Consider the following 24,878-nt stretch of genomic DNA (forward strand, 5'->3'; position numbering starts at 1 on the left):
CTACCAGCTGAGCTAAGTCGGCACACAAAACTGTGTGCTAAGGCACGCGTAATAATGTTTAAACTGTTGATTAAACATTATTACTTTAATAAATGGTGCCTCGACGCGGAATCGAACCACGGACACGAGGATTTTCAATCCTCTGCTCTACCGACTGAGCTATCGAGGCACATAAACTGTGCTAATTAAAAATCTTAAATGATTTTTAATGCAATTCCCACTCATCTCTACCGACTGAGCTATCTGGGCGTGCGGCGTATTAAACGAGTTTTGCCCTTACAAGTCAACTTTTTTTTTATCCTTTATAACCGTTTGCACGGTTTTCAGCCAACCCCGTACATTTTTTATTAATAATGTTTATTTTTCCTACAACAAAAGTTGATGTAGCATATAAATACACTGAAACCAGACTAAAAACGTAGTGAATTATTTTTTTTAGGTGTTACGATTACTCAGATAAATACGATAAGGACTTATCGTAGTAAAATATACCAACGGGAACAATCAATGCAGAGTAAATATTCTTCGCCGGTAAAGGGCTTACTACCTCTTTTTTTAATCATTAATATAGTAGTGACATCGCTTGCTATTGTTGCCTATTCACTTTACTCACAAAATCAAACTCGTTCTGAAAAAATAGAGCCGTCTATAAATATTGCAGATCTCGCAACTAGGCTTGATTTACCTTTGGTCGATGCTTTAACTATGTATGGCCAAGGTAAAGTAAGGCAGTTACTCGATTTAACCTCATTATTAAATAATGACTTTCATTACACTTTGTATCGCTTTAACTCCACTTCACAAACAGAATTAGTATATAGCAGTACCAAACCAGCAATCGCTTCTATTAAACTAAATGACCACCTAATTGACGATGGTGTTTTACATCACTTACTAATGTTAAACGACCAACCTATTGGAGAGCTTATAATTAAGCAAAAGCAATCCAACCTTTTACTTACCATGCAGAACTCCCAAGTTGTTACCTATCTAATCGCTATTGCCAGTGTTATAGCACTGTTTATATTTGCATTAATGTTTAATGCTTATATAAACAATCGCTTACGTGCAAGCACTGGTTTGCTAACCGAAGAGCTTCAAGCCATCGCTGAGAACGGTAACTACGATAGTAATGTAAGTGAACAACTTGAAATAGGTTTAAATGTTGTTGCGCAAAATATTAATCTGTTGCTGCAAAAAGTACAAACGGCAATGACAAATAACGACACAGCCCAAAAAGAGCTACAAAAGCTTCAAAACAGCTTAGAAACAGAAGTGCACAACCGCACACTGGCCCTTGAACAAGCAACGTTAAAGGCCGAACGAGCAAGTGAAACTAAAACAACTTTTTTAGCGACTATGAGTCACGAAATCAGAACACCGATGAATGGTGTTATAGGTACTATTGATTTACTTCGTCAAACAGAGCTTGATGGCGCTCAGCATCGTCTGAGTACCATTATTCGTGAGTCTGCATTTTCTCTACTAAGTATATTGGACGACATTTTAGATTTCTCAAAAATTGAAGCTGGTAAACTCAATATAGACCCAATCCCATTTTCAGTAACTGATACTATTGAAGAAGTTGCTCGAGTGCTTTCCTCAGTGGCAAAAAAACGTGAGCTTGATTTAGAGCTATCTATTGCCCCAGACATTCCGATTAACCTTATAGGTGATACTGTTCGAGTACGCCAAGTACTCTATAACTTATGTAGTAATGCAATTAAATTTACTAGCACGGATGAAAAAACGCAGGGCCATGTGAAAATTTCAGTTGAAGTTGCACATAATACAGCCGATCACTTCACTTTACGTTTTTGTGTAACCGATAACGGTAAAGGGATGACACAAGCTCAATTGCGAGAAATATTCAATCCATTTATTCAAGCAGAAAACTCAATCACAAGAGAATATGGCGGTACCGGTTTAGGCTTATCTATTTGTAAAAGCTTAACAGAGCTAATGCTTGGAACCATACACGTAAACAGCCATATTGGCATTGGTAGTGAATTCACTGTTGAGCTCCCATTTAGCACTTCGGGGAAAATAAAATATGATCACAAAGGAGCATTAAACGCTAAACATATTGTTGTTGTGAGTAATCACCTTGAGCGTCAAAAAGTAATGTATCGTTATTTATCATTTATGGGTGCTAAAATAACGAATGTGTATAATGAGCAGGAAATTGAAGAGCATCAATATGATCCGGATATAATTTGGGTCGTCGACGGTATCGACAATATGGATAAAATTAACGCACTTTTGAGACGTTTGCTTTATTCTTTGGAAGATAATAACCAACAAGTGGTAGTGCTGAGCAAACTAGATGAAGCAGCCATAAATCATAAAAATATTTTTTATATTAATGCAGCTCCATTATGTAAATCTAACTTTATGCTTTCAATACTTGTTGCCGCTGGCCTGCACCAACCAACCAAAACAGATTAAAAAAACTAAAACGCTTAACAACTATTTAAATGTTGAGCAAGCCCGCCAAGCTAACAAACTAATACTACTTGTTGAAGATAACCTCTTAAATCAACAGGTATTAACTGACCAGTTACACATATTGGGTTACGGAGTAGAAGTTGCCAATGATGGCGTAGAAGGCCTTAATATGTGGCGTAAAGGCAATTACTCACTTATTTTAACTGATTTGCATATGCCTAAAATGTCTGGCTACGACATGGTTGAAAAAATCCGAGGTGAAGCTGAGTTACTAGAAGCAATCGATGCCCAGCCTTATATTGTAGCCGTCACGGCCAATGCTTTAAAAGGTGAGAAAGAGCGCTGTTTAGCAGTAGGTATTAATGATTTCATCACTAAACCCATTGAATTGAATGCATTAGAAAGTACTTTAAAACGCTGGAGCGATAAACAAAACAACGGTAAAAATGTTGTTATTCATCAAAATACCACTTTACCTGTTGATATGGATGCCGTTGCTAAATATGTAAACGGTGATAAAGCTAAACAAATGCGTTTTTTCAAAATGTATTTAGAACAAAGCCAAAGTTTAATTAAATCTATTAATTCGGGTGTTATGGTAAGTGACCTAAATGAAATAATTGAAGGCTGTCACCAGTTAAAGTCAATATCAAAGACAATCGGTGCGCAAATGGTGGCCGATTTAGCAACGTCATTTGAAGATAAATGTAAGGCTGATGAACTAACAAGTGATGAGCTAATTGATTTAAGAGATAAGTTAGAGATTGAATATTCAAAAGCGGCTCAATTTTTAAAAGAACAAGTGAAAATTGCCGCACAAGACGATGAGCTAATTTAGCTATCGTTTAACAAAATTTAAAAGGGCTGTTAGACAGCCCTTTTTAATTTAAAGTAAAATTACTTTTCTGGAGGTCTATAACCTTCAATTTCTACATCTTTATTTTCAAACAAAAAGCCAACCATCTGCTCTTCTAAAAATATACGATGTTCTGGATCCATCATATTTAAATGCTTTTCGTTAATCAGCATTGTTTGCTTATGTTGCCACTGAGCAAATGCTTCTTTGGAAATATTATTAAAAATCTTTTCGCCAATTTCACCTGGGTATAATTGAAACCCAAGACCTTCTGCTTCTTTTTGTAACTTTTGACAAAATACTGTACGTGCCATAATTAATTCTCTTTAGCGATAAATGCAAACAGTTTAACCTATTGGTGCAATTTGTTTAACCAACTTTTTAGTCGGTGCGGCCAAACCAACTTCTATCGACTGATCTAATGGATACCATATTAACTGTCTGTCATTAACAACATCAGGAATACCCTCTATATTCAGTACGTGTGGATTTATCGTTAGTTCAAAATGCGAAAATATATGTGCAAATGGATCAAGCTGTTTTAGCTGAGCCTTAAACCCTTGCTGCGCCATAAATACTTCTAGATCTGCGTACTCAGCAAATTCAAAAAAGCCAAATAACCCCCCCCAAATTCCCGAATTAGGTCGTTTTTCCATTAAAACTTTGTCATTACACTTAATTATTAACTGATGACAGCTTTTTTTAGGCGTTGTTTTTTTAGGTTTTGAATGTGGAAACTCTTTTACCTTGCCTGCATTAAAAGCACCACAGCCTGAGTTTAATGGGCAAGCCTCGCAATCAAACCGACTGCGTGAGCAAACACTCGACCCTAAATCCATCATAGCTTGATTAAACTCGGTAACATTATCTTTAGGCGTTAACTGCTCTGATAAATGCCAAAGCTGGTTTTCGACTTTTTTAACACCATACCAGCCTTCAATCATAAAATAGCGCGCTAAAACTCGCTTAACGTTCCCATCTAAAATAGGGTGATGCTGCCCAAGCGACAATGATAAAACAGCCCCTGCAGTAGAGCGCCCTATTCCAGGTAAATCCATTACTTCATCGAGTGTTTTCGGAAACTCACCTTGGTATTTGTCACGCACTATTTTGGCTGTTTTATGTAAGTTACGCGCACGTGCGTAATAACCCAAACCAGTCCAGTGGTGTAATACTTGATCTTCATCAGCATCGGCTAAAGCTATGATATCTGGAAAGCTCTCCATAAATTTCTCAAAATACGGAATAACAGTAATAACTTGGGTTTGCTGCAGCATCACTTCAGACACCCACACTTTATAAGGAGTTTTACCTAGTTGCCATGGAAGTGTTTTACGCCCATGAAGGTGATACCAATCAACAACTTGATTAGAAAACCAGTGTGACTGTTCTTTATTTAAATCCAACATTTTTAACTTTTACTGATGCCCAATGGCGGCTCAGTCTATTGCAGTTAACAAAAAGATCAAGCTATACGGGGTGTAAAACCAGCTAATACTTGTGATTGCGGGCTCGGTCAGGGATAATATGCAACCATTTTTAAACACATTGTTTTTGTCAGGCCAATAATATGAGTGAATCAAGCAACACTAACCTTGAGCAAGCTAAGCAAGAAGGTAAATACATCCGCACCATTCGCAGTTTTGTAAAACGCGAAGGTCGATTAACCAAAGGCCAAGCCGCTGCAATCGAAAAATGCTGGCCAACAATGGGCCTAGAGCATAAAAACGGTATGCTTGATTTAAGCGAAGTTTTTGGCAACAACAACGATGTAGTCGTAGAAATTGGTTTTGGTATGGGTAAATCGCTTGTCGAAATGGCAACAAATGCCCCACATCTAAACTTTATCGGTATTGAAGTACACCGCCCAGGCGTTGGTGCTTGTTTAATGGATGCCGATGAAGCAGGCATTACCAACTTACGTATTTTTGAACACGATGCAGTTGAAGTACTTGCAGATTGCATACCTAATGAAAGCTTAACCACACTGCAATTATTTTTCCCTGATCCTTGGCATAAAAAACGTCATCATAAACGTCGTATTGTACAAGCTGAGTTTGTTGAAAAATTAAGAACTCAATTAAAAATGGGCGGTGTTTTTCACATGGCTACAGATTGGGAAAACTACGCAGAGCATATGCTTGAAGTTATGAAAGTAGCACCTGGTTTTAAAAACCAATCTGAAACAAACGATTATGTTCCACGCCCAGATTTGCGCCCTCTTACTAAGTTTGAGCAACGCGGCCATCGTTTAGGCCATGGCGTATGGGATTTAATGTTTGAGCGTACTGAGTAATTAAATTTTAATTACTTAATCTCACTTTTAATAAAACTAAACATACTGTAAGGCAAAGCCATTTATGAGCGTATTAACCAACCCAAGTTTACTGTTACTTCGAAATAGCGAGGCACTAACGGGTAAATCTATCTTGGTGGTCAACTTTGTTCAAGATGGCTTTTTAACAGAGCTTAAAGAACTTAACCCGCAAAGCAAAGTAACTGCATTTAGCTACAACCATGCTAACGGCGAGTTTGCTAAAAACACCAAAGACGTTGAGATTCATGTAAGTCATACAATACCTGGTAACGACTACGATTTAGTTATTCTTTACTACCCTAAATCAAAACCAGAATTACTTATGGCACTTGATAATATCCGCTCTGCTATTACTGATGATGCCAAGCTATTGGTGGTAGGTGAAAACAAAAGTGGTGTTAAATCAATTGAAAAACAATTAGCTGGTAAAGCTGAGTTTAGTAACAAGATTGATTCAGCTAAGCACTGCGTTCTTTACTCATTTGCTGAAATAACCAAACACCCACACTTTGATATTACGACCTATCACAAAAAGTTTGTTGTTAATGTTGCCGACACTGAGTTTACAGCTATTAGTGTTCCTGGGGTATTTAACCACGGCAGTTTGGATGCAGGAACAAAAATACTACTTGAAAACGCACCAACGATAAAACAAGGTAAAGTGCTCGACTTTGGCTGCGGCGCAGGTTTAATAGCAACCTATTTAGGACTGCAAAACTCAGCCCTTGAGTTTGTCTGTAGCGATGTTAGCGCCTTAGCAACATATGCAACAGAACAAACTTTAAAGCTAAATGGTATAAAAGGCATTGCTATATTAAGCGATGGTCTGAAAAATATTAGCGGAAAATTTGATTTAATTGTAAGTAACCCACCATTTCATACTGGTATTGCAACTGATTACACTGTTGCTGAAACTTTTCTTGCAAACGCAAAATTACATTTGACGAAAGTGGGCAAGCTGAATATTGTTGCTAACAGCTTTTTAAAGTACCCGCCTATTCTCGAGTCTCAATTTGCAGACTATCAAACGGTATTTAAAAATAATAAATTTGCTGTTTATAGTAGCTAATTTAAATATTTAACTGATTGAGCACGTTAAGTGCTCGCGCTAACTTTCGAATAAATATAAGAATTAGCCTCGTTTTTTCCTTCATTTTTCTGCGTCTTTGCTAAACTATAACCTTAACTAATTAAATTAACTCAGGCGACGATCAAACAATGCCTAAAAAAGTACATCAAAGTAGTATTCGCAAAGCGCTAATAAACTTAATTATGCTTATAACAGCTATTTGCTTGTCGTTATCTATTTCTATTTCAACTTATTTAAGTGTTAAAGAACAAAAGCAGTTAATTATTAGCAAACTGGTTATTCTTTCTGAAATTGTTGCTTTTGATGCAGGAAACTCTGTAATAACAAACAATAGAAAAAATGAAGAAAGACGGCTTAAATCGTTTGATAAAATCCCACTTGTTAAAAACATCCATATTTATTCAATAGAAAAAACCTCACAAAAACCAGTTTTTTTTATCAGTTTTAATGCAAAAAAAACACCTCCGGTGCCACTTAGAATAGATAGCATTGACGAATTAGAAACACCACGTATCAACAATGAATATATTGAACTTATACGCCCAATTTTAAATGATGAAAAATTAGTTGGCTACGTTTACATGCGTGGAAGCCTTGAGAGCCTTGATGTATATATAAAACAAAAAATACTAATCGATATATTTTTAACGCTACTAATACTTATTGCGGTGTACTTTATTGCTATAAAAGTACAAAAACGGATTGCAAAGCCAATTGAGCATTTAAACAGACTATTGCAAGACGTATCAAAGAACCATAATTACGACGCACGAGCGCCATCAACCAATGTAAAAGAAATTACCGCGCTTTCTAACAGTTTAAATATCATGCTTGCCCGAACTCAAAAGCAACTTACCCGACACGAAAAAGATAAAGAAGAAATAAAACAATTAAACCAGAATCTAGAAGAAAAAGTAAATCGACGTACTATTGCACTTAGAGAAGCAAATCAAGATCTTTTAACGACACTTGAGCGTATGCACCAGTATCAGACACAAATTGTAGAAAATGAAAAAATGGCCTCACTTGGGCAAATGGTTGCAGGCGTTGCTCATGAGGTTAATACACCGATTGGACTTGGGATCACCGGCTCTACGTTGTTGCGTGATAAACTCGCTGATATAAAACTAAGCTTTGATGATAAAAAACTCACGTCTAACCAATTAAAAAACTTTATAGATGAAGGTATAGAAAATCTTGATTTAATTTATCGTAACTTAAATCGCGCTGCTGATTTAATTTCTAACTTTAAAAAAGTTGCGGTTATCCAAGATGATGGTGACAATACCAATTTAAACATCTATAAGCTTATCAGCGATGTTCTAACATCAATGCAATCAGAGCTTACCGATAAAAACCCTGTCGTTACTATTAATTGTCCTACTGATTTAGCCATACAGAGTAAATCAGAGCCGTTACAGCAAATATTTCAACAACTATTACTTAATTCTGTAATTCATGGTTTTTTAGATGCTGAAAACAACGAAATACGCTTTGATATTGAGCTAATCGGGAAACAACTCACTATCGTTTATAGTGACAATGGCCAAGGTGTAGATAACAGTATTAAGCATAGAATTTTTGACCCCTTTGTTACATCTAAAAGAGGGCAAGGTGCAAGCGGTCTTGGAATGCATCTAGTTTATAATTTAGTTACGCAATCACTTGGGGGGCGAATACTCTTTGATCTAGAAGAACAACAGGGTGCACGCTTTATAATTACAATTCCTTAATGGAATATAACTAAAAAGTACATTAATTTAAAATTTAGTCCTTGAATTACTACTTAATGACCACATAAAGAGTGCATGTGGTAAAATACGTAATATTAAATAATTAATACGAAGTCATTTGTGAACTTTATCATCTTTGTGATATCACATACATTGATGAAAGGTTAGATGATGATATAATTTCGCTTTGAATTGGTTTGATTATTTTAAGCACTTTTACATAATTGATGGATGTATCGATTATTAAAAGAAAATGGCTTCGACTTTACTATTCAAATGAGTACATCCGTAGATATATCTATTAAACAGTAGTTTTTGCACGGCCCTTTTTAGTAAACTTTGAATACGCTACTGTTTAAAATTTATCCACATTGTTTTTTCTTGTTAACAATTGGATATAATCCTATAATCTCTAGTAATCGGCTTTATGTGTAATACCGATTTTTTTGTAAATAATCCAAAAGGTTAATTAATAATGCAAACGCCAGTCATTCTAATCGTAGAGGATGAAGACGTAACTCGACTAAACCTCGTTAGTTTATTTGAAGCTGAAGGTTACAAAGTTATTGAAGCCATTGATGGCGATGACATGCATGACAAGCTTACAAATAACGATGACGTTAATCTTGTAGTTATGGATATCAATCTTCCAGGTAAAAACGGTCTTATATTAGCTCGTGAATTACGCCAAAAGCGCAAAGTGGGCCTTATCTTCTTAACGGGTCGAGATAACGATGTTGATCGTATCTTGGGGCTTGAAATTGGTGCTGATGATTATATCACTAAACCGTTTAACCCACGCGAACTGACAATTAGAGCGCGTAACCTAATTACACGTACAGCGCTAGGTGGTGAAGAATCAGCACTAGAAACAAATGGTGTTATTACATTTAATGGTTGGGAACTTGATGAAAACAGCCGTTGCCTAACATCTCCCAATGGTGATGCTAAGCGTTTACCTAAAGGTGAGTACAGAGCACTGCGTTTAATGCTTGATTCTCCTGGCCGCATTTTTAGCCGTGAGCAATTAATTAAACACATGACGGGCCGTGAGCTTCGTGCAAACGACCGTACTGTTGATGTTACAATTCGTCGTATTCGTAAACACTTTGAAAGCGACAACTCAACATCAGAGTTAATCAGCACTATCCATGGTGAGGGTTATCGCTTTATTGGTAAAATTGATAGCTAATTAGAACGAACATTTACTCTAATTGCTGTAAAAATAAATGAAGGGCTTGTTGTCCTTCATTTATTTTATCTGCTAGAACATCTAACCATTCGTTTAAAACTTCATCAGTTTCATCAATAGCGCCATATTCCATTACTTTTGCATGAAGTTGCACATCATTTAAACCAACAGATCCAGCGGCTCCTTTAAGCTTGTGCGCTACCGATTTGTACTCTTCTCTATCACCGCTATTTAATGAAGCAAGTAACTCTTGTTGGTATTGTGGGTTTAACTTTTCAAACAACTGACTACTGCGTTTAAATACAACCACTCCCATTGAGTTAACAAAGTCTTCTATTGTCTCAACATCAAGTAAATGAGCATCAATGCCTTTAAGTGCTTCTGCACTTACTTTTAACTGAGGCGCTTTATTCTCTATTTTTTTAATATCAAATAAGTCAGCAAGCATTTTATCAAGCTTCACTGTATTAATAGGTTTAGCAAGTGCTCCTTGTATTGATATTCCCGCAAGCTCTTCTTCTGCGCTTCGAACGTTAGCAGTAAGTGCAACAATCGGTAATTTATCAAAATAACTATCTGCTCGTATCTGCCTAGCTACTTCGTCACCATTTATATCTGGTAATTGCATATCAAGTAAAATTAAATCTAAATCGTCTTCAGTTTCAACAAAAGATAGAGCATCTTCACCTGTTTCGGCCCATAATACTTCGTGTCCTCGCTGCTCTAATAAGTTAGTCGCAATCTCTGCATTGAGCGGCACATCTTCTACCAGTAAAATATGCAGGCTTCGACCAACATAACCTTGTTCCGTTGGAGCAATACAGAGGCTTAACGGTATTTGAACCGTAAAACAACTGCCCTTCCCTTCGGTACTATCGACAGTAATAATACCATTCATAGCACTCACTAAGGCCTTCGTAACAGCAAGTCCTATTCCTGAACCAATTGCATTAGTCCCTTTTATATCTGGTGCTTTATAATACATATCAAATATTCGTGGGAGTTGCTCTTGCGGTATGCCTTGGCCTGTATCTGAAATTTTCATGACTAACCAAGCGCCTTCAGAGCGATTTTCTCTACGGCAAACAAGCTTAACTTCACCTTGCTGAGTAAACTTAACAGCGTTATTAATTAAGTTCCATACAACCTGGCGCAATCGGGTCGGATCTAACTCTGCATATACGTCAAGCACACCATGACGCTCAATATTAAACTTTAGTTCTTTTTGTTCAGCAATAAGCCCAGCAAAATTCACAACGTCATTAATAAAGTCAGAAACATTAATTGAATTAGTGGCTATATCGAGTTGTTCTCTATCTATTTTATCTAAATCTATAATATCGTTAAAAATATTACCTAATGTTTCAGCACTCGAGAAGACTGTATTACACCAACTGCGTTGCTGTTTATTAAGATCCGTATCAAGTAACATCCGAGTTAACCCAACAATACCATTTAGCGGAGTACGTAACTCATGACTCAATGTTGCAATAAACTTCCCTTTATCTTTATATGCTGTTTCAAGTGCTTGCGCGGCTTCTTTTCGGCTGGTGATGTCACGGCCAAAGCCAAGTAAACCTATGTAATCGCCCTCATCATTAATAAAAGGAAGTTTACGTAGTTCAAACCAACGAGTTTCACCGTTTACTTCGTAACCAACATCGATAGTTAGGGGTTGATGGTTTTGCTCTACTTCTTTATCGGTTCTTAAAACTTCAGATAGAAAATCACTTGGAAATATTTGCTCAACTGTTTTACCAATAAGCTCACTGCTGGACTTTCCCATTACTTCTTCAAATACTTTATTACATCCAGCAAACACACCATTGTTATCGCGGTAATAAAATAAATCAGGTGATGAGTCAACAATAGAGCGTTGCAACATACTTTGTTGTGCTAACTCTTGCTGTGTTTTTTTACGTTCTGCTATTTCTCGGCGTAATTCTTCAATAGCGCGATGCTTAGCATGAAATGCCATTTTACGTTCATCAATTTCAATATTTAATCGGCTGATATTATCTTTAAGCGTCTGATTTAGTAATTTTTCTTGTTTAGTTGCGCTATCTAAATATGCATATGAGGCGTCTAACTGACGGATTGAATTGAGTAGCACACTAATAATTAGCGGAGACACAACAGCAGCAAAAAAAACCACGGCTAAAATATCAACAAAGTGAAATTCACCTATTGCGACATAATAAAACATGCTCGATAAAATAAGAGATGCGGCTAATAATAAAGAATAACAAATAGCGGCAGTTTTAAACTCACCAAATCGTGTTATTAAGCTGGAAAGTACCCGAACCCAAGGGCTCAAAGAATAATCGGTCATACGTAATTTTATCTCTTAGCGATGTGCTTAAACATAAGTAAGGCAGTAAAAATTGCTAAACATACTATTTTTGCCGATTTTAGCATTTTTCTATTAGCTATTTTCATGTTGTGCGACAAAAACAGAAAAAATTCATGCTCGAAAGTAAACACTATTAAAGTCCTCATTTCAGGAGATGATTATTTCGTGTAAAATACGACGCCTTATCATTGCAATTAACGAGTAACATACCATGCAAACTAATATGCCCGATATAGCTGACACCGCCCCCGCTTTACAAACAGGTAAATTAGACTGGGTTGGTATGGGTGAAATTGAGCTGCCATTCATTTTCGAATCCCGTGATTTAGCGCCTGTTACTGTTAATGCTAAAGCCCGTGCATTTGTTAACCTTCACAAAGAAGAGGCTAAAGGCATTCATATGTCGCGCCTATTTTTAGCCCTTGATATGTTGTCTACTGAGCAGCAAGTTAACCCTCAAACTATAGCGCAAGCACTCGATACATTTATTACTAGTCACGAAGGCCTGAGCGATAAAGCACAAATTGAATTTAAATTTGAACTACCATTACGCCGTAAATCACTACTAAGTGGTAAAACAGGTTGGAAAAGCTATCCAATTACGCTCACTAGTACACTTGAAAATAACAATATTCATTATGAGCTAACAGTCGACGTTACTTATTCTTCAACCTGTCCCTGTTCAGCGGCGCTTGCTCGTCAGCTGATACAAAATGCATTTAGTGAGAAGTTTAATCAAGAAACACTGAGCCAGAAAGACGTACATGAGTGGCTTGGTACAACGCAAGGTATTGTTGCCACCCCTCACTCACAACGCTCTATTGCTAATGTAAAAGTAAAACTTAATAGCAAAACTGATGAATTTGACGTCGTAAATTTAATAAACATGCTTGAGGAGGAACTAAAAACACCTGTTCAAGCCGCAGTTAAGCGCGAAGATGAACAGGAGTTTGCTCGTTTGAATGGTCAAAACTTAATGTTTTGCGAAGATGCTGCACGTAAAATAAAAGCATTACTTGAACATAATAATTACGCAGATTATTGGCTACAAATAAACCATTATGAATCACTCCATGCACATGATGCAGTTGCTATTGCAGTTAAAGGGCTCACTAACGGTTATCAAGCTTAACCATAAACTGAATAAAGCATAAAAACGCGATAACAATAAAACCTTAATACACATTATTTAGGCACACTAATTGCTTTAGTTATGCAGTGTCAATTTGTTGTTATGAGGTTACCGTATGGAATTCGCTTTATTATCTATTTTAGTATTAGTTGTGGGTGCGTCTGTTGTTGTATCAAAATTTAGTGACGATGGTGGGAATCCGTATCCATTTACTCGCAAGCAGAGCGTATTTACACAAGTAGAGAGTGCCTTTTTAAGTTTATTAGAACGTGCTGTTGGCGATCAATACAAAATTGTAAGCCGCGTAAAATTAGTCGATGTAATTGATTGTAAAGAAGGCTTATCACCTAAATCTAAACGTGCAGCAATTGCTAAAGCAAAAAATAAACAACTTGATTTTGTATTAATCGATAAAGATAAAATGACTATTGTAGCCGCAGTTGATTTAGTTAATAACGCAAATAAAGATGGCCACAAAGCACAGCGTGATTGGTTTGTTAATGGTGCACTTGAAGCAGCAGGTATTCCTCATATTCGAATGAAAGTAAAGTCGGGATACCGCCCTTCTGAAGTACGCGATGCTATTATGTATAAAATTGGTAAACCTGGCGCCTCTCAAGCAAAACGCCCAATTCGTAATCGTGTTCATAAACCGGCTGTACTATCTCCTTCTCAAGCAAAGGCACAAACAACAGCTTTAGCTGAAATTTAGTAATACTCTGAGCTAAACACGTTTCTAAAAGTATTTTAAGCGAGCCGTGAAAACTGCTCGCTTTTTTGTTTTTTATGGCTAACTTCACGTATAATCAAGTCATTCAAACTCAGGAATTAAACATTATGAATGTTGGTATTATTGGCGCAATGGAGCCAGAAGTTAAAATTTTACGCGAAGCTATGCAAAATCCACAAATTTTAACTAAAGCAGGTTTCACTTTTTACACTGGCGAACTAGCTGGCAACACAGTAACACTTGTTCAATCTGGTATTGGTAAAGTGGCATCAACTATTGCAACCACCTTACTTATCGATAACTTTAAACCTGACTGTGTAATTAACACAGGCTCAGCCGGTGGATTCGATCCATCGCTAAGTGTTGGCGACGTAGTCATTTCGTCAGAAGTACGTCACCATGATGTAGACGTCACTGCTTTTGGTTATGAGATTGGCCAAGTACCACAAATGCCAGCAGGCTTTGCAGCTCACCCTAAATTGGTTGAAGCAGCAGAGCAAACAATCGCAAAAATTAGTGATGTTAAAACATTAGTGGGCTTAATTTGTACTGGCGACACATTTATGTGTGACCCTGTACGCATTGATAAAGCACGCAGCGATTTTCCTACAATGCTTGCTGTTGAAATGGAAGGCGCTTCAATTGCACAAACGTGTTTTACGCTTAATACACCATTTGTGGTTATTCGTTCGATGTCTGATATTGCAGGAAAAGAATCACCGCAGTCATTTGAAGAATACCTAGAAACAGCATCAATCAATTCATCTAAAATGGTTGTCGCACTTTTAGAAAAGCTAACGGCAGTATCTCTGTAAATGCTTAGCAATATTGTTCAGAACCATTTGGACTTTATTGCCTTTATTATAGCGCTCTTTGCTGAGCGCTTTATTCCTCTTGTTAGTTGGTATCACCCCAATACAGCGTTAAATGCCGTTTTTAGTGCTATTGGTAAGCGTATATATAAAAGCAAAGAACCTAAAAGTTACCAATATTTAGCTGCAACACTCGCAAGCACGCTTATTTTAAGTGTCATTCTCATTATTGTCGTGCTATTGCTTGAATTCGCTTTTTACCCTGAATTACTCGCAGGCCTTATTTTATATTTATGCCTCGAAAGTAAAAGTATTGATAAAAAAGCGCTGCGTATTGCAAAACTAACTAAACAAAATCAAAAATCGACTGCGCGCGAGTTACTAAAGCCACTGCTTGTCCGTGATGTAAGCAGACTTTCATCTGCTGGTATTATCAAAGCATTAATAGAGAGTTTAATACTGCGCACTGCTCGATACTATTTCGTAGTTATATTTATATTTTTAGCTTTTGGCCCCATTGCCGCCCTTGCTTATCGACTACTTACCTTAATACTGCAAGCATGGCGTGGAGATATCTCTCCTAACAGCCCGTTTTTAAAGCCACTTAAAGTAAGTTTGTTTATCATTGAGTTTATTCCTATGCGCTTACTCGCTTTAACTATTGCAGCGAGTAGAGCAAGCAAACAAAGCATGCATTATATAAAGCATTATGGCCGGCACTTTTATCAAACAAATACGGGCTGGCTACTCAGTACATGTTCTGCATCTATTGGGGTACAACTAGGCGGACCAGCTGTTTATTTTGGAACTCGCTTTAATAAAATGCGTATTGGTACTGATAGATTACCCACACCCAATGATGTACCCGTAATAATTAATAGACTGAATCAGGCACGTGTATTTTGGTTGTTAGTGATAGTCAGCATAGAAATATTAAAAGTGATTTAAAGGGCTCAAAATACGAGCAAAAAAAAACCAGCCGAGGCTGGTTTTTACGTTTTTAAACTGTGTTTAAGCTACAGTGATGTTTGCAAACTTACGTTTACCTACTTGGTAAATAGCCGTTGTGCCTTTTGCTATTTCAAGTTTGGTATCGGTGATTTTATCTTCACCGTTAAGTTTAACTGCACCTTGCTTAATCATACGCATTGCTTCTGATGTACTTACGACTAAGTTTGCTTCTTTAAGCAAGTTAGCAATTAAAATAGCATCTTCGGCAATTGTTACTGTCAGCTCAGGGATTTCATCTGGCAGCGCTTTTTTCTGAAAGCGTTGAATAAAATCATTATGAGCAGCTTGTGCATCTTCTTCACTATGAAAACGCGCTATTAACTCTTTTGCGAGCTCAATTTTAATATCGCGCGGGTTAGTACCTTGTTCAACACGTTCTTTTTGAGCTGCAATTTCCTCAATAGAAAGCGCGCTCAATAAATCGTAATAACGCCACATTAGCACATCACTAATTGACATTATTTTACCAAACATATCGTTTGGCGCATCAGTAATACCAATATAATTACCAAGCGACTTAGACATTTTTTGAACGCCGTCAGTGCCTTCAAGTAATGGCATCATTAATACTGTTTGCGGCTTTTGGCCCTCTACTTTTTGTAGCTCACGGCCCATTAACAAGTTAAAGCGCTGATCAGTACCACCCAGTTCAACGTCAGACTCTAGTGCAACCGAATCCCAACCTTGTACTAGTGGATATAAAAATTCATGAATCGCAATTGGCTGACCGCTACCGTAACGTTTTTTAAAATCATCACGCTCAAGCATACGCGCAACGGTTTGATTAGCAGCAAGTTTTATCATACCTGCAGCGCCTAACTTTTCCATCCAAGTAGAGTTAAACGCAACTGTTGTTTTTGCTGGATCAAGTATTTTAAATACTTGCTCTTTATACGTTTCAGCATTAGCCAGTACATCTTCACGAGTAAGTGGTTTACGCGTTACATTTTTGCCTGTTGGGTCACCAATCATACCTGTAAAATCACCAATTAAGAAAATAACCTCATGACCAAGATCTTGAAAGGTTTTCATTTTATTAATTAGTACAGTGTGCCCTAAATGCAAATCAGGTGCTGTTGGATCAAAACCCGCTTTTATTTTTAGCTTTTTACCCGTCTTTAGTTTTTCAACTAATTCGTCTTCAATTAATATTTCTTCTGCACCGCGTTTTATCTCTGCAAGAGCGGTTTGTAAATCCACTGTGTATTACTCCAAAATTCTGCCAACGAAAGAGGCGACTAGCTAGTTGCGTTATCTCGATTCAATACAGGTTTAAACCAAGATTATATATGTAACTAACATAACAAATTTTACCTAATTAAAATAACTTTTTAAGTGATTAATGCAACTAAACATAATACGTATAGTCTGAGTTAACGAAGCAGTTAAAAAAGGTCTTCAAACCTCGATTCTAGCGCAATTCAGCGTTAGTTTAAATCTACAAAACACTAGTATTCGCACATTATTAGGTATATCCTGCAATATTATGTATTTATTATCTTGACAGCAGAAAAAGGCACGTTATGGTTCACGTGGTTAACACCCTCCCCAAAAAACACAAATTGCTTATTCTAGGTTTGGTTTCTGCTATTGCCGGCTTGCTCTTTCTTCCTTCTGAAAAAGCAACTGCATCTAAAGATAATAGTGTAAATGCACTAGAGATTGGTAAGCGCTATGAGTTACAAGTTAAAGTTGATAACAACGAAAAATTAACTGAGTTAAATTCAGAGCAAGCAGCAGAAAAGTTACCAGAATACGACTTTGTCGATCATAAAGTTAAAAATGGCGACAATTTAGCAATTATCTTTAAGCGTGCTGGTTTTTCGGCTCAAACGCTTCATAAACTAATTAATACTAATGCAGAGACTCGCAAACTGACTAAAATTCACCCAGGTGAAATACTTAGTTTTGCGACAGCTGAAGATGGCTCCTTAGCTCAACTGCGCTATGTAATTTCAAAAACAGATACTTTATTTGTTACCTTAAATGAAGAAGGTAACTACGATACAGCTATTGATAGCAAAGAAATTGAAACGCTAACCAAAACCGCTGGCGGCGAAATATCTAACAACTTTTGGACTTCAGCAATTGCAGCTGGTTTAAGCGAACGCCAAATAATGAACTTTGCTGACATATTTGGTTGGGATGTTGATTTTGCAAACGACATTCGTAAAGGCGATGTATTTGGCTTAATTTACGAGTCTCACTATGTTGATGGCGAGTTTATTGGTACCGGTAAGATTATTGCAGCTGAATTTGTAAACCAAGGTCAGCGCTTTGCAGCTATTCGCCATACTGACGGCAATTTTTATACGCCTGAAGGGCGTAGCATGAAAAAAGCATTTTTACGTGCACCTGTAAGCTTTAAGTATATTAGTTCGAGCTTTAATCCTCGCCGCTTACACCCTGTTACTGGGCAAGTTAGAGCGCACCGTGGTATCGACTTTGCTGCACGCACCGGTACACCAGTTGTTGCATCTGGTAACGGTAAAGTAATTAAAGCGGGTTACAGCAAGTACAACGGTAACTACGTATTTATTAGCCATGGTACGCAATATGTAACTAAGTACTTACACCTAAATAAGAAGCTAGTTAAAACGGGCCAAAAAGTTAAACAGGGCCAAAAAATTGGTACTGTAGGTTCTACAGGTCGTGTTACTGGTGCACATTTACACTATGAATTTTTAGTAAATGGCGTTCACCGTAACCCTAAAACTGTAAAACTTCCTAAGTCAGAGCCATTACCTCGCTCAGAACTTGCCAAGTTTAAACCTATTGCTGATAACTTTATTGCCCAGCTTGAGCGCAATCGCGAGCTACAGTTAGCACTTAAATAAAGTTTATTAATAAACATTAAAAAAGCCTTTGCGGGGTTAACCTGCAAAGGCTTTTTTGTATACGCTATAAACCATTAGTACATTAGTACATTAGTACATATATGAGCTGAATAACTAAAGACACCATCACTAATGGCCAAATATATTTACTGTATTTGGTTGCGCCGTTGAGCCCTATTTTAGTTTGATACTTTTCAAGTAACGGAATAAGCACAGCAAGTGCTACAAACAAACCAATTAAAATAACGAATATATTCATATCAGTGCCCTACTTATGGTAGCTCATGCCCTTTAGCGCTCACATAAAGTGCATACCAATGATCACGAGTTAGCTCTACATTTACAGCATCACAAGAGGCTTTAATTCGCTTAGCGTTAGTCGTCCCAATAATTGGTTGGATCGATGCGGGATGGCGAAGCAACCATGCAAGTACAATTGCCTCAGCAGAAGTACCATAAAGTGCTGCCAGCTTATTAACTAAAATACTGGTGTTTATATCGGCCTGCGATGCATTTGATAAATCACTACCAGTGTACAAACCTTGGCATAAACTACCCCAGCTTTGAATTTGGATTTCAAAATGGCGACAGTACTCAATACTGCCAGGTGTAAAATTAAGATCTTTACCGTCACTGTTACCGGCATATATGCCTTCATCAACAAACTGATGTTTTTGCAGGCTCGCTTCTATTTGATTGGCAACAATTGGCATGTCGAGCGCATGTTGTAAAAAGTTCATTTGGTGCTGCTGCATATTAGATACTGCAAAATTGCGTACTTTGCCACTTTCTTTTAAACAACTAAATACACGTGCAATTTCATCAACTTCCATGAGTGGATCAGGGCGGTGCAACATAAGTACATCTAAGTACTCTGTGTTTAATCGCTTTAAGGACGCTTCGACTGATTGCTCAATCCATTTAGCTGAAAAATCATAACGCTTCGGCCCTAAGTCATCTTCAAATCGAATCCCACACTTAGATTGAATATATATATGTTCTCTAAGCTCTGCTCGCTCACTTAGCGCTTTACCAAATACTTTCTCGGCCTTACCAAAGGTATAAATATCAGCATGGTCAAAAAAGTTAATACCACTTTCAATGGCGTTATCTATACATTCATGAGTTTGCTTAACATGTGCATCAGTGATTGCGTCTTTATTCCAACCGCCGCCCAGACCCATACATCCAAATACAAGCTTACTAACATTAGGTAAATATTTTGCTAAAGGTGTGTGGAGCATTATGACTATCCTTAAAATTGCGAGAACATCCACTTTAAACAAAAATACAGAAACAAGAAACTATTAACGACGAGAAATAAAAGCAAAAAAAAGCGCAGTAAACTGCGCTAAATCATTTATTAACTACCACTTTAATTATTAGCCAACAAGTGCTAATAAAATACCCGCAGCAACGGCACTACCAAGTACACCAGCTACGTTTGGTCCCATTGCATGCATAAGTAAAAAGTTATGTGGGTTACTTTCAAGGCCCACTTTATTAACTACTCGTGCCGCCATTGGCACAGCCGATACACCTGCCGCCCCAATTAATGGATTTATAGGCGTTTTAGATATTCGATTAAGTCCTTTTGCCATAAATACGCCAGATGCCGTACCAATTGCAAAAGCCAGTGCGCCAAGCACTAAAATACCAATCGTCTCAACAGTTAAAAACTTATCTGCAGCAAGCTTTGAACCTACAGCTAAGCCTAAAAATATAGTTGTAACATTGATGATTTCGTTTTGAGCACTGTTACTTAATCTATCAACAACACCCGACTCCCGCATTAAGTTACCTAAACAAAACATACCTACAAGCGGTATAGCAGCCGGTAAAAACATTGCCGTTAAACTAAGTACCATAAGGGGGAAAATAATCTTTTCCTTTTTAGATACCTTACGTAATTCAGGCATCTTAATTTGGCGCTCTTCTGGTGTGGTTAACGCACGCATAATTGGCGGCTGAATAATTGGCACAAGTGCCATGTATGAATATGCAGCTACCGCTATTGCGCCTAGTAAATCAGGTGCCAGTTTTGATGCTAAAAATATTGCCGTTGGCCCATCGGCACCACCTATAATGGCAATAGCTGAGGCATCTTGTAAGGTAAACTCAAAACCTGGTACATAGTTAAGTAATATAGCGCCAAACAATGTAGCAAAAATACCAAACTGTGCAGCCGCACCTAATAACAACATACGTGGGTTTGCAATAAGCGCACTAAAGTCAGTCAGCGCCCCCACTCCCATAAATATCAACAGCGGAAAAATCCCCGTATCAATACCCACATAATAAACGTAGTACAAAAGCCCACCTGGGTCTGACAAACCTGCCACTGGTACATTTGTTAAAATTGCACCAAAACCAATAGGTAGTAATAATAATGGTTCAAAGCCTTTAGCTATCGCTAAAAACAGTAATAAACACCCTACCGCAATCATTATTAACGATGGGATTGTAAAGTTAGCAATGCCTGTCGCATTCCAGAGGTTTAAAATACCGTCCATCCTCTATTTACTCCTAAGCTAATGCAATCATAGCGTCGCCGGTAGTTACAGCATCGCCTTCACTAACTAACACTTCAGCAATTGTTCCGGTATGCGTAGCGCGTATTTCAGTTTCCATTTTCATGGCTTCCATAATAATCACTACATCACCTTCGTTAACAACTTGCCCAGCTTTTACCTTAATCTTAAAAATATTACCGGCTAGAGGCGCGTTAAGTGTTTCACCTGATGCAACCGAAGCAGATTGAGGAATGTGCTCAGAGTCTTTTAATGTTACTTCCTTAAGTTCAGCACCTTTCGCCACTACTACGTCATAAACTTTACCATCTACTTTTACGCTGTACTGCTCAGCCTTCACTTTGTTATTATTTGAAGCTGATTTAGAAGGTGCTTTACCGCTTTTATCTTCAACAGAAGGGACTGGCTCAAATGCATCTGGGTTGTTGCGGTTTTTAATAAACTTCAAACCAACTTGTGGGAATAATGCATAAGTTAGTACGTCATCAATTTGATCATCAGCCAGTGTTAAGCCTTGCTCTTGCGCTTCTTTTAATAACTCAGCTTCAAGCGTTGCAAGTTCTGGTGCAATATTATCTGCAGGGCGACAAGTAATAACTTCTGCTCCATCAAGCACACGCTCTTGTAGCTCTTTATTCATTGGTGCTGGTGTTAAGCCATATTCACCTTTTAATACGCCAGCAGTTTCTTTAGTAATTGTTTTATAACGCTCACCTGTTAGCACATTAAGTACCGCTTGAGTGCCAACAATTTGCGACGTTGGTGTTACTAAAGGTAAAAAACCAAGATCTTCACGTACACGTGGGATCTCAAGTAAAACCTCATTAAGCTTATCGGCTGCGCCTTGCTCTTTAAGTTGGTTTTCCATGTTTGTAAGCATGCCACCAGGTACTTGAGCTAGTAAAATACGCCCATCAACCCCTTTTAAGCTACCTTCAAATGCCGCATATTTTTTACGCACATCTCTAAAGTAAGCAGCAATTTCTTCTAGGTGGTTTAAATCAAGCTCAGTATCACGCTCAGTCCCTTCAACTATCGATACAATAGTTTCAGTTGCAGAATGTCCATATGTCATACTCATTGATGAAATAGCGGTATCGAGCATATCAATGCCTGCATCAATCGCTTTTTGGTAAGTAGCAGTACTTAAACCTGTTGTAGCGTGGCACTGCATAGCAATAGGAACCGATACGGTTTCTTTAAGTGCTTTAATTAGTTTTTCAGCATCGTAAGGCTTTAATAAGCCCGCCATATCTTTAATACAAATTGAATGACAGCCTAAATCTTCTAATTGCTTAGCAAGAGTCAGCCACATATCAAGTGTATGAACTGGGCTAACTGTGTACGAAATAGTACCTTGAGCGTGCGCGCCTACTTTTATAGCCGCTTTAATCGCTGTTTCTAGGTTACGTACATCATTCATTGCATCAAATATACGAAATACGTCAACGCCATTTTTATGTGCGCGTTCTACAAATTTTTCAACTACGTCATCAGCGTAATGGCGGTAGCCTAATAGGTTTTGACCGCGTAATAGCATTTGCTGTTTAGTATTAGGCATCGCTTTTTTAAGCGCACGAATACGCTCCCACGGATCTTCGCCTAAATAACGAATACACGAATCAAATGTAGCACCGCCCCACGATTCAATAGACCAATAACCTGCATCATCTAACTTGCTAGCAATCGGTAGCATATCGTCTAAACGCATACGTGTTGCGAGCAATGATTGGTGCGCATCGCGTAATACCAATTCTGTTAATTTTAATTTAGCCATGTGTGTGCCCCTTATTTATTATTTGATTTGTACTGAGCAATGGCAGCACTAATAGCAGCGATGTGCTCATTAGGCACACCTTGAGATTTAAAAGACGGTGATTTAGCTGGTGATGCTTCTGGTTCGCTATAGCGCGTCACCAAATTAGACATAAGCGTTACTGCACCAATTAATATCGACAGAAATACAAACACCCCAACCATACCAGTAAGCATTAAGCTACCAGCCGTTGTGAGTAGAGCACCTATATCCATTTTTCTCCCCCTTGAAACCCATATCAAAAATAAAAAATCGATTTAATTAAATATTTATTCACTGGATAATAACAAAACTAATTATTTTGTCTACTCCTTGTAAATTGGTAAAACCAATTAAACTATAATCAACATAAAACTCAACTAATTTACATACAAGAACCCTGCAATCACGCAGCCTACAATAGTTACAGGAAATAATGACTATAGCTAATAGTTATATATAAGTTGTTAATTAACTATCCGGTTAAATAAAAAAAACATGAAAAATCATATGAAACACAAAAACAAAGGAACAATTGTTAATTGGTCTTACCAAAATAAATGTATTTAGTGAATATTTACAAGCAATGTGTAACGGTGTGAATAACTTACATAGCAAAGCGTAAAAGTTACTAATCAACTAATTACCCAAAACACACAAAAAAACATAAGCACATGATATTAAACAACAATACACTTTGGCATGTAACTGGCATTAGTTATTGTGAGCAAAATTTATAAACCAAGGAGAAAACAATGTTACGCTGGACAATCACATTTTTAGTTATTGCTTTAATTGCTGCAGTGTTAGGTTTTGGTGGCATCGCAGGTGCCGCAGCTGGTATAGCAAAAATTATATTTTTTATCTTTTTAGTACTTTTAGTGATTTCATTAGTTTCAGGTGCACTACGTGGTAAATCACCCAGGTAGATAATCCATCGGACTAACAAACACTTATACTTAATCAACACTTACAAGGAATTACATTATGAGTTCAACAACTGTAAAAGCAGCACTAATCGGTCTATTCGCAAGTTTTTTCATCATGGGTTGTGAAGACAATCATGCAGAAGACGCAGGTGAACGTATTGACGAAGCAGTAACTGACGTGCAAAACAAAGTAGAAGATGCATGTGAAAATGTTAAAGAAGGCGTAAACGCTGAAGAAACTAATTGTTAATTCTTCTTTTACTAAAAAAGCGGCTCTCAAGAGCCGTTTTTTTGCCTGTTTATAAGTATCGAACAACTTCCCCCATTTTAGCTAATGAGTCAAACCGCACTGATACCAATCCGTAATAATACTTAATCAATTTGAAGGATTAAATCAGACACCAACTTCGTTAAAAATCTCTGATATAGAACAACTAAATAACGAAATTTTTACCTTGTTACCAACACGGTTTTCTTACCTCAAAATAATTGATTGATCAACTACTAACGCACCGCCGCATCGTAAAATCCATAGATATAACTATGAAACATGGATTGGCGCAATGTTAGGTGAGAGTATGGCTACAGATAAGACAGTGTTCTTAAATAAGCTTAGAAATACAAAAATGCTTATTAGAACAGGCATGTTACCTGCTAGAATATTTGAAAAAAAGGATGAGTTATGGAAAGGGATCTAGTAATTTTCAAAATACATAAGCCATCAAAAACATACGACATAATCGACCTCACGACTGTTTCTATGGCAAAGCAAATTGCTAAAGAAAAAGAGAGCAGTTTTAACGAGGCAGTGAAAATAGCTATGGATGATTTCCCAAGAGGGAAAGCTAAAATATTAGACGTTGTAGAAAATGGGTTTAACTGTAAAGTTGAGCAACAAGACTATGATATAAACTTATTTTCGAGTTACTTGGTGTTAAATAAAAAAGCTTACACGGCCATAGGTAATCATTTACAAGGCTGCGGGGAATTTGTTCCATTGAATTGTGAGAAAGAATTATTTTTATTCAATCCACTAATTTGTATTAGTTCAGACAAGATCTGACAATTCAACTTGAAAAAGTGAGAGTTACCCGTTTTGATAAAGGTGTCGA

General features: G+C 37.3%; 21 protein-coding genes, 1 tRNA gene and 1 pseudogene. 13 read left to right on the forward strand and 10 right to left on the reverse strand.

What is annotated here, in order from left to right; genetic code table 11:
• Positions 1–93: 93 nt before the first annotated feature.
• Positions 94–169: transfer RNA gene (locus tag DC53_RS11980), tRNA-Phe, on the reverse strand.
• Between the two features lie 338 nt (positions 170–507).
• On the opposite strand from DC53_RS11980, the pseudogene DC53_RS0120480 reads away from it, so the two are divergent.
• Positions 508–3,286 (forward strand): annotated as a pseudogene (locus DC53_RS0120480) (hybrid sensor histidine kinase/response regulator).
• Positions 3,287–3,345: 59 nt separating this feature from the next.
• Here the strand turns inward: DC53_RS0120480 and DC53_RS11975 are convergent.
• Together DC53_RS11975 and mutY are read right to left on the reverse strand one after the other, a co-directional pair.
• Positions 3,346–3,618 carry an oxidative damage protection protein gene (locus tag DC53_RS11975; RefSeq protein ID WP_007378389.1) on the reverse strand — a complete coding sequence of 91 codons (273 nt, stop codon included), beginning with the start codon at positions 3,616–3,618 and terminating at the stop codon, positions 3,346–3,348.
• A 33-nt stretch (positions 3,619–3,651) separates the two neighbouring features.
• Positions 3,652–4,713: an A/G-specific adenine glycosylase gene (gene mutY / locus DC53_RS11970; RefSeq protein WP_033029329.1), complete on the reverse strand. Its 1,062-nt coding sequence runs from the start codon at positions 4,711–4,713 to the stop codon at positions 3,652–3,654.
• A gap of 161 nt (positions 4,714–4,874) precedes the next feature.
• Here mutY and trmB point away from each other — a divergent pair, with 161 nt between their 5' ends.
• From trmB to arcA, 4 genes are all read left to right on the forward strand, one after another.
• Positions 4,875–5,600, forward strand: coding sequence for a tRNA (guanosine(46)-N7)-methyltransferase TrmB (gene trmB / locus DC53_RS11965; RefSeq protein WP_008133787.1), 726 nt, complete (start codon positions 4,875–4,877; stop codon positions 5,598–5,600).
• A gap of 64 nt (positions 5,601–5,664) precedes the next feature.
• Complete coding sequence (locus DC53_RS11960; protein WP_033029331.1) at positions 5,665–6,690, forward strand: methyltransferase; 1,026 nt, start codon at positions 5,665–5,667, stop codon at positions 6,688–6,690.
• A 149-nt stretch (positions 6,691–6,839) separates the two neighbouring features.
• Complete coding sequence (locus tag DC53_RS11955; RefSeq protein ID WP_033029334.1) at positions 6,840–8,444, forward strand: sensor histidine kinase; 1,605 nt, start codon at positions 6,840–6,842, stop codon at positions 8,442–8,444.
• A gap of 475 nt (positions 8,445–8,919) precedes the next feature.
• A complete protein-coding gene (gene arcA, locus DC53_RS11950) occupies positions 8,920–9,636 on the forward strand; it encodes a two-component system response regulator ArcA (protein ID WP_007378395.1) in 717 nt (238 codons plus the stop codon).
• Positions 9,637–9,649: 13 nt separating this feature from the next.
• Here the strand turns inward: arcA and arcB are convergent, their stop codons facing one another.
• A complete protein-coding gene (gene arcB, locus DC53_RS11945) occupies positions 9,650–11,968 on the reverse strand; it encodes an aerobic respiration two-component sensor histidine kinase ArcB (protein WP_007378396.1) in 2,319 nt (772 codons plus the stop codon).
• Between the two features lie 232 nt (positions 11,969–12,200).
• Here arcB and folE2 point away from each other — a divergent pair, with 232 nt between their 5' ends.
• The 4 genes from folE2 to DC53_RS11925 all read left to right on the forward strand — a co-directional run bounded on the left by folE2 (position 12,201) and on the right by DC53_RS11925 (position 15,611).
• Entirely contained in the window at positions 12,201–13,121 is a 921-nt protein-coding gene (folE2, locus tag DC53_RS11940) for a GTP cyclohydrolase FolE2 (RefSeq protein ID WP_008133794.1), read from the forward strand.
• Between the two features lie 115 nt (positions 13,122–13,236).
• Positions 13,237–13,833: a DUF2726 domain-containing protein gene (locus DC53_RS11935; RefSeq protein ID WP_007378398.1), complete on the forward strand. Its 597-nt coding sequence runs from the start codon at positions 13,237–13,239 to the stop codon at positions 13,831–13,833.
• A 125-nt stretch (positions 13,834–13,958) separates the two neighbouring features.
• Positions 13,959–14,666, forward strand: coding sequence for a 5'-methylthioadenosine/S-adenosylhomocysteine nucleosidase (gene mtnN, locus DC53_RS11930; protein ID WP_008133796.1), 708 nt, complete (start codon positions 13,959–13,961; stop codon positions 14,664–14,666).
• Positions 14,667–15,611: a cobalamin biosynthesis protein CobD/CbiB gene (locus tag DC53_RS11925; protein ID WP_033029337.1), complete on the forward strand. Its 945-nt coding sequence runs from the start codon at positions 14,667–14,669 to the stop codon at positions 15,609–15,611.
• A gap of 63 nt (positions 15,612–15,674) precedes the next feature.
• On the opposite strand, the gene tyrS is transcribed toward DC53_RS11925, so the two are convergent.
• Complete coding sequence (gene tyrS / locus DC53_RS11920; RefSeq protein ID WP_007378401.1) at positions 15,675–16,874, reverse strand: tyrosine--tRNA ligase; 1,200 nt, start codon at positions 16,872–16,874, stop codon at positions 15,675–15,677.
• Positions 16,875–17,197: 323 nt separating this feature from the next.
• On the opposite strand from tyrS, the gene DC53_RS11915 reads away from it, so the two are divergent.
• Positions 17,198–18,511: a peptidoglycan DD-metalloendopeptidase family protein gene (locus DC53_RS11915; RefSeq protein ID WP_007378402.1), complete on the forward strand. Its 1,314-nt coding sequence runs from the start codon at positions 17,198–17,200 to the stop codon at positions 18,509–18,511.
• Positions 18,512–18,593: 82 nt separating this feature from the next.
• Here DC53_RS11915 and DC53_RS22135 read toward each other — a convergent pair whose 3' ends face one another.
• The 5 genes from DC53_RS22135 to DC53_RS11895 all read right to left on the reverse strand — a co-directional run bounded on the left by DC53_RS22135 (position 18,594) and on the right by DC53_RS11895 (position 23,073).
• Positions 18,594–18,770 carry a hypothetical protein gene (locus DC53_RS22135; protein WP_007378927.1) on the reverse strand — a complete coding sequence of 59 codons (177 nt, stop codon included), beginning with the start codon at positions 18,768–18,770 and terminating at the stop codon, positions 18,594–18,596.
• A 13-nt stretch (positions 18,771–18,783) separates the two neighbouring features.
• Positions 18,784–19,755, reverse strand: coding sequence for an aldo/keto reductase (locus tag DC53_RS11910; protein WP_033029339.1), 972 nt, complete (start codon positions 19,753–19,755; stop codon positions 18,784–18,786).
• A 138-nt stretch (positions 19,756–19,893) separates the two neighbouring features.
• Positions 19,894–21,024 carry a sodium ion-translocating decarboxylase subunit beta gene (locus DC53_RS11905; RefSeq protein WP_007378925.1) on the reverse strand — a complete coding sequence of 377 codons (1,131 nt, stop codon included), beginning with the start codon at positions 21,022–21,024 and terminating at the stop codon, positions 19,894–19,896.
• A 13-nt stretch (positions 21,025–21,037) separates the two neighbouring features.
• Positions 21,038–22,819 carry a sodium-extruding oxaloacetate decarboxylase subunit alpha gene (gene oadA, locus DC53_RS11900; RefSeq protein ID WP_033029341.1) on the reverse strand — a complete coding sequence of 594 codons (1,782 nt, stop codon included), beginning with the start codon at positions 22,817–22,819 and terminating at the stop codon, positions 21,038–21,040.
• Positions 22,820–22,830: 11 nt separating this feature from the next.
• Positions 22,831–23,073, reverse strand: coding sequence for an OadG family protein (locus DC53_RS11895; RefSeq protein ID WP_007583814.1), 243 nt, complete (start codon positions 23,071–23,073; stop codon positions 22,831–22,833).
• 519 nt (positions 23,074–23,592) lie between these two features.
• Here DC53_RS11895 and DC53_RS21495 point away from each other — a divergent pair.
• From DC53_RS21495 to DC53_RS11880, 3 genes are all read left to right on the forward strand, one after another.
• Complete coding sequence (locus tag DC53_RS21495; protein ID WP_002961939.1) at positions 23,593–23,766, forward strand: DUF1328 domain-containing protein; 174 nt, start codon at positions 23,593–23,595, stop codon at positions 23,764–23,766.
• A 58-nt stretch (positions 23,767–23,824) separates the two neighbouring features.
• Positions 23,825–24,016, forward strand: coding sequence for a hypothetical protein (locus tag DC53_RS11885; RefSeq protein WP_033029344.1), 192 nt, complete (start codon positions 23,825–23,827; stop codon positions 24,014–24,016).
• A gap of 432 nt (positions 24,017–24,448) precedes the next feature.
• Positions 24,449–24,829 carry a hypothetical protein gene (locus DC53_RS11880; protein ID WP_033029348.1) on the forward strand — a complete coding sequence of 127 codons (381 nt, stop codon included), beginning with the start codon at positions 24,449–24,451 and terminating at the stop codon, positions 24,827–24,829.
• The last annotated feature ends 49 nt before the right edge of the window (positions 24,830–24,878 follow it).

Source organism: Pseudoalteromonas fuliginea, from assembly GCF_000690055.1.
GTDB classification, from domain to species: Bacteria; Pseudomonadota; Gammaproteobacteria; order Enterobacterales; family Alteromonadaceae; genus Pseudoalteromonas; species Pseudoalteromonas fuliginea.

Coding starts and splice junctions, on each gene's coding strand:
- DC53_RS11975 (WP_007378389.1), bottom strand. CDS start 3,618: ATGGCACGTACAGTATTTTGTCAAAAGTTACAAAAAGAAGCAGAAGGT.
- mutY (WP_033029329.1), bottom strand. CDS start 4,713: ATGTTGGATTTAAATAAAGAACAGTCACACTGGTTTTCTAATCAAGTT.
- trmB (WP_008133787.1), top strand. CDS start 4,875: ATGAGTGAATCAAGCAACACTAACCTTGAGCAAGCTAAGCAAGAAGGT.
- DC53_RS11960 (WP_033029331.1), top strand. CDS start 5,665: ATGAGCGTATTAACCAACCCAAGTTTACTGTTACTTCGAAATAGCGAG.
- DC53_RS11955 (WP_033029334.1), top strand. CDS start 6,840: ATGCCTAAAAAAGTACATCAAAGTAGTATTCGCAAAGCGCTAATAAAC.
- arcA (WP_007378395.1), top strand. CDS start 8,920: ATGCAAACGCCAGTCATTCTAATCGTAGAGGATGAAGACGTAACTCGA.
- arcB (WP_007378396.1), bottom strand. CDS start 11,968: ATGACCGATTATTCTTTGAGCCCTTGGGTTCGGGTACTTTCCAGCTTA.
- folE2 (WP_008133794.1), top strand. CDS start 12,201: ATGCAAACTAATATGCCCGATATAGCTGACACCGCCCCCGCTTTACAA.
- DC53_RS11935 (WP_007378398.1), top strand. CDS start 13,237: ATGGAATTCGCTTTATTATCTATTTTAGTATTAGTTGTGGGTGCGTCT.
- mtnN (WP_008133796.1), top strand. CDS start 13,959: ATGAATGTTGGTATTATTGGCGCAATGGAGCCAGAAGTTAAAATTTTA.
- DC53_RS11925 (WP_033029337.1), top strand. CDS start 14,667: ATGCTTAGCAATATTGTTCAGAACCATTTGGACTTTATTGCCTTTATT.
- DC53_RS11915 (WP_007378402.1), top strand. CDS start 17,198: ATGGTTCACGTGGTTAACACCCTCCCCAAAAAACACAAATTGCTTATT.
- DC53_RS22135 (WP_007378927.1), bottom strand. CDS start 18,770: ATGAATATATTCGTTATTTTAATTGGTTTGTTTGTAGCACTTGCTGTG.
- DC53_RS11910 (WP_033029339.1), bottom strand. CDS start 19,755: ATGCTCCACACACCTTTAGCAAAATATTTACCTAATGTTAGTAAGCTT.
- DC53_RS11905 (WP_007378925.1), bottom strand. CDS start 21,024: ATGGACGGTATTTTAAACCTCTGGAATGCGACAGGCATTGCTAACTTT.
- oadA (WP_033029341.1), bottom strand. CDS start 22,819: ATGGCTAAATTAAAATTAACAGAATTGGTATTACGCGATGCGCACCAA.
- DC53_RS11895 (WP_007583814.1), bottom strand. CDS start 23,073: ATGGATATAGGTGCTCTACTCACAACGGCTGGTAGCTTAATGCTTACT.
- DC53_RS21495 (WP_002961939.1), top strand. CDS start 23,593: ATGTTACGCTGGACAATCACATTTTTAGTTATTGCTTTAATTGCTGCA.
- DC53_RS11885 (WP_033029344.1), top strand. CDS start 23,825: ATGAGTTCAACAACTGTAAAAGCAGCACTAATCGGTCTATTCGCAAGT.
- DC53_RS11880 (WP_033029348.1), top strand. CDS start 24,449: ATGGAAAGGGATCTAGTAATTTTCAAAATACATAAGCCATCAAAAACA.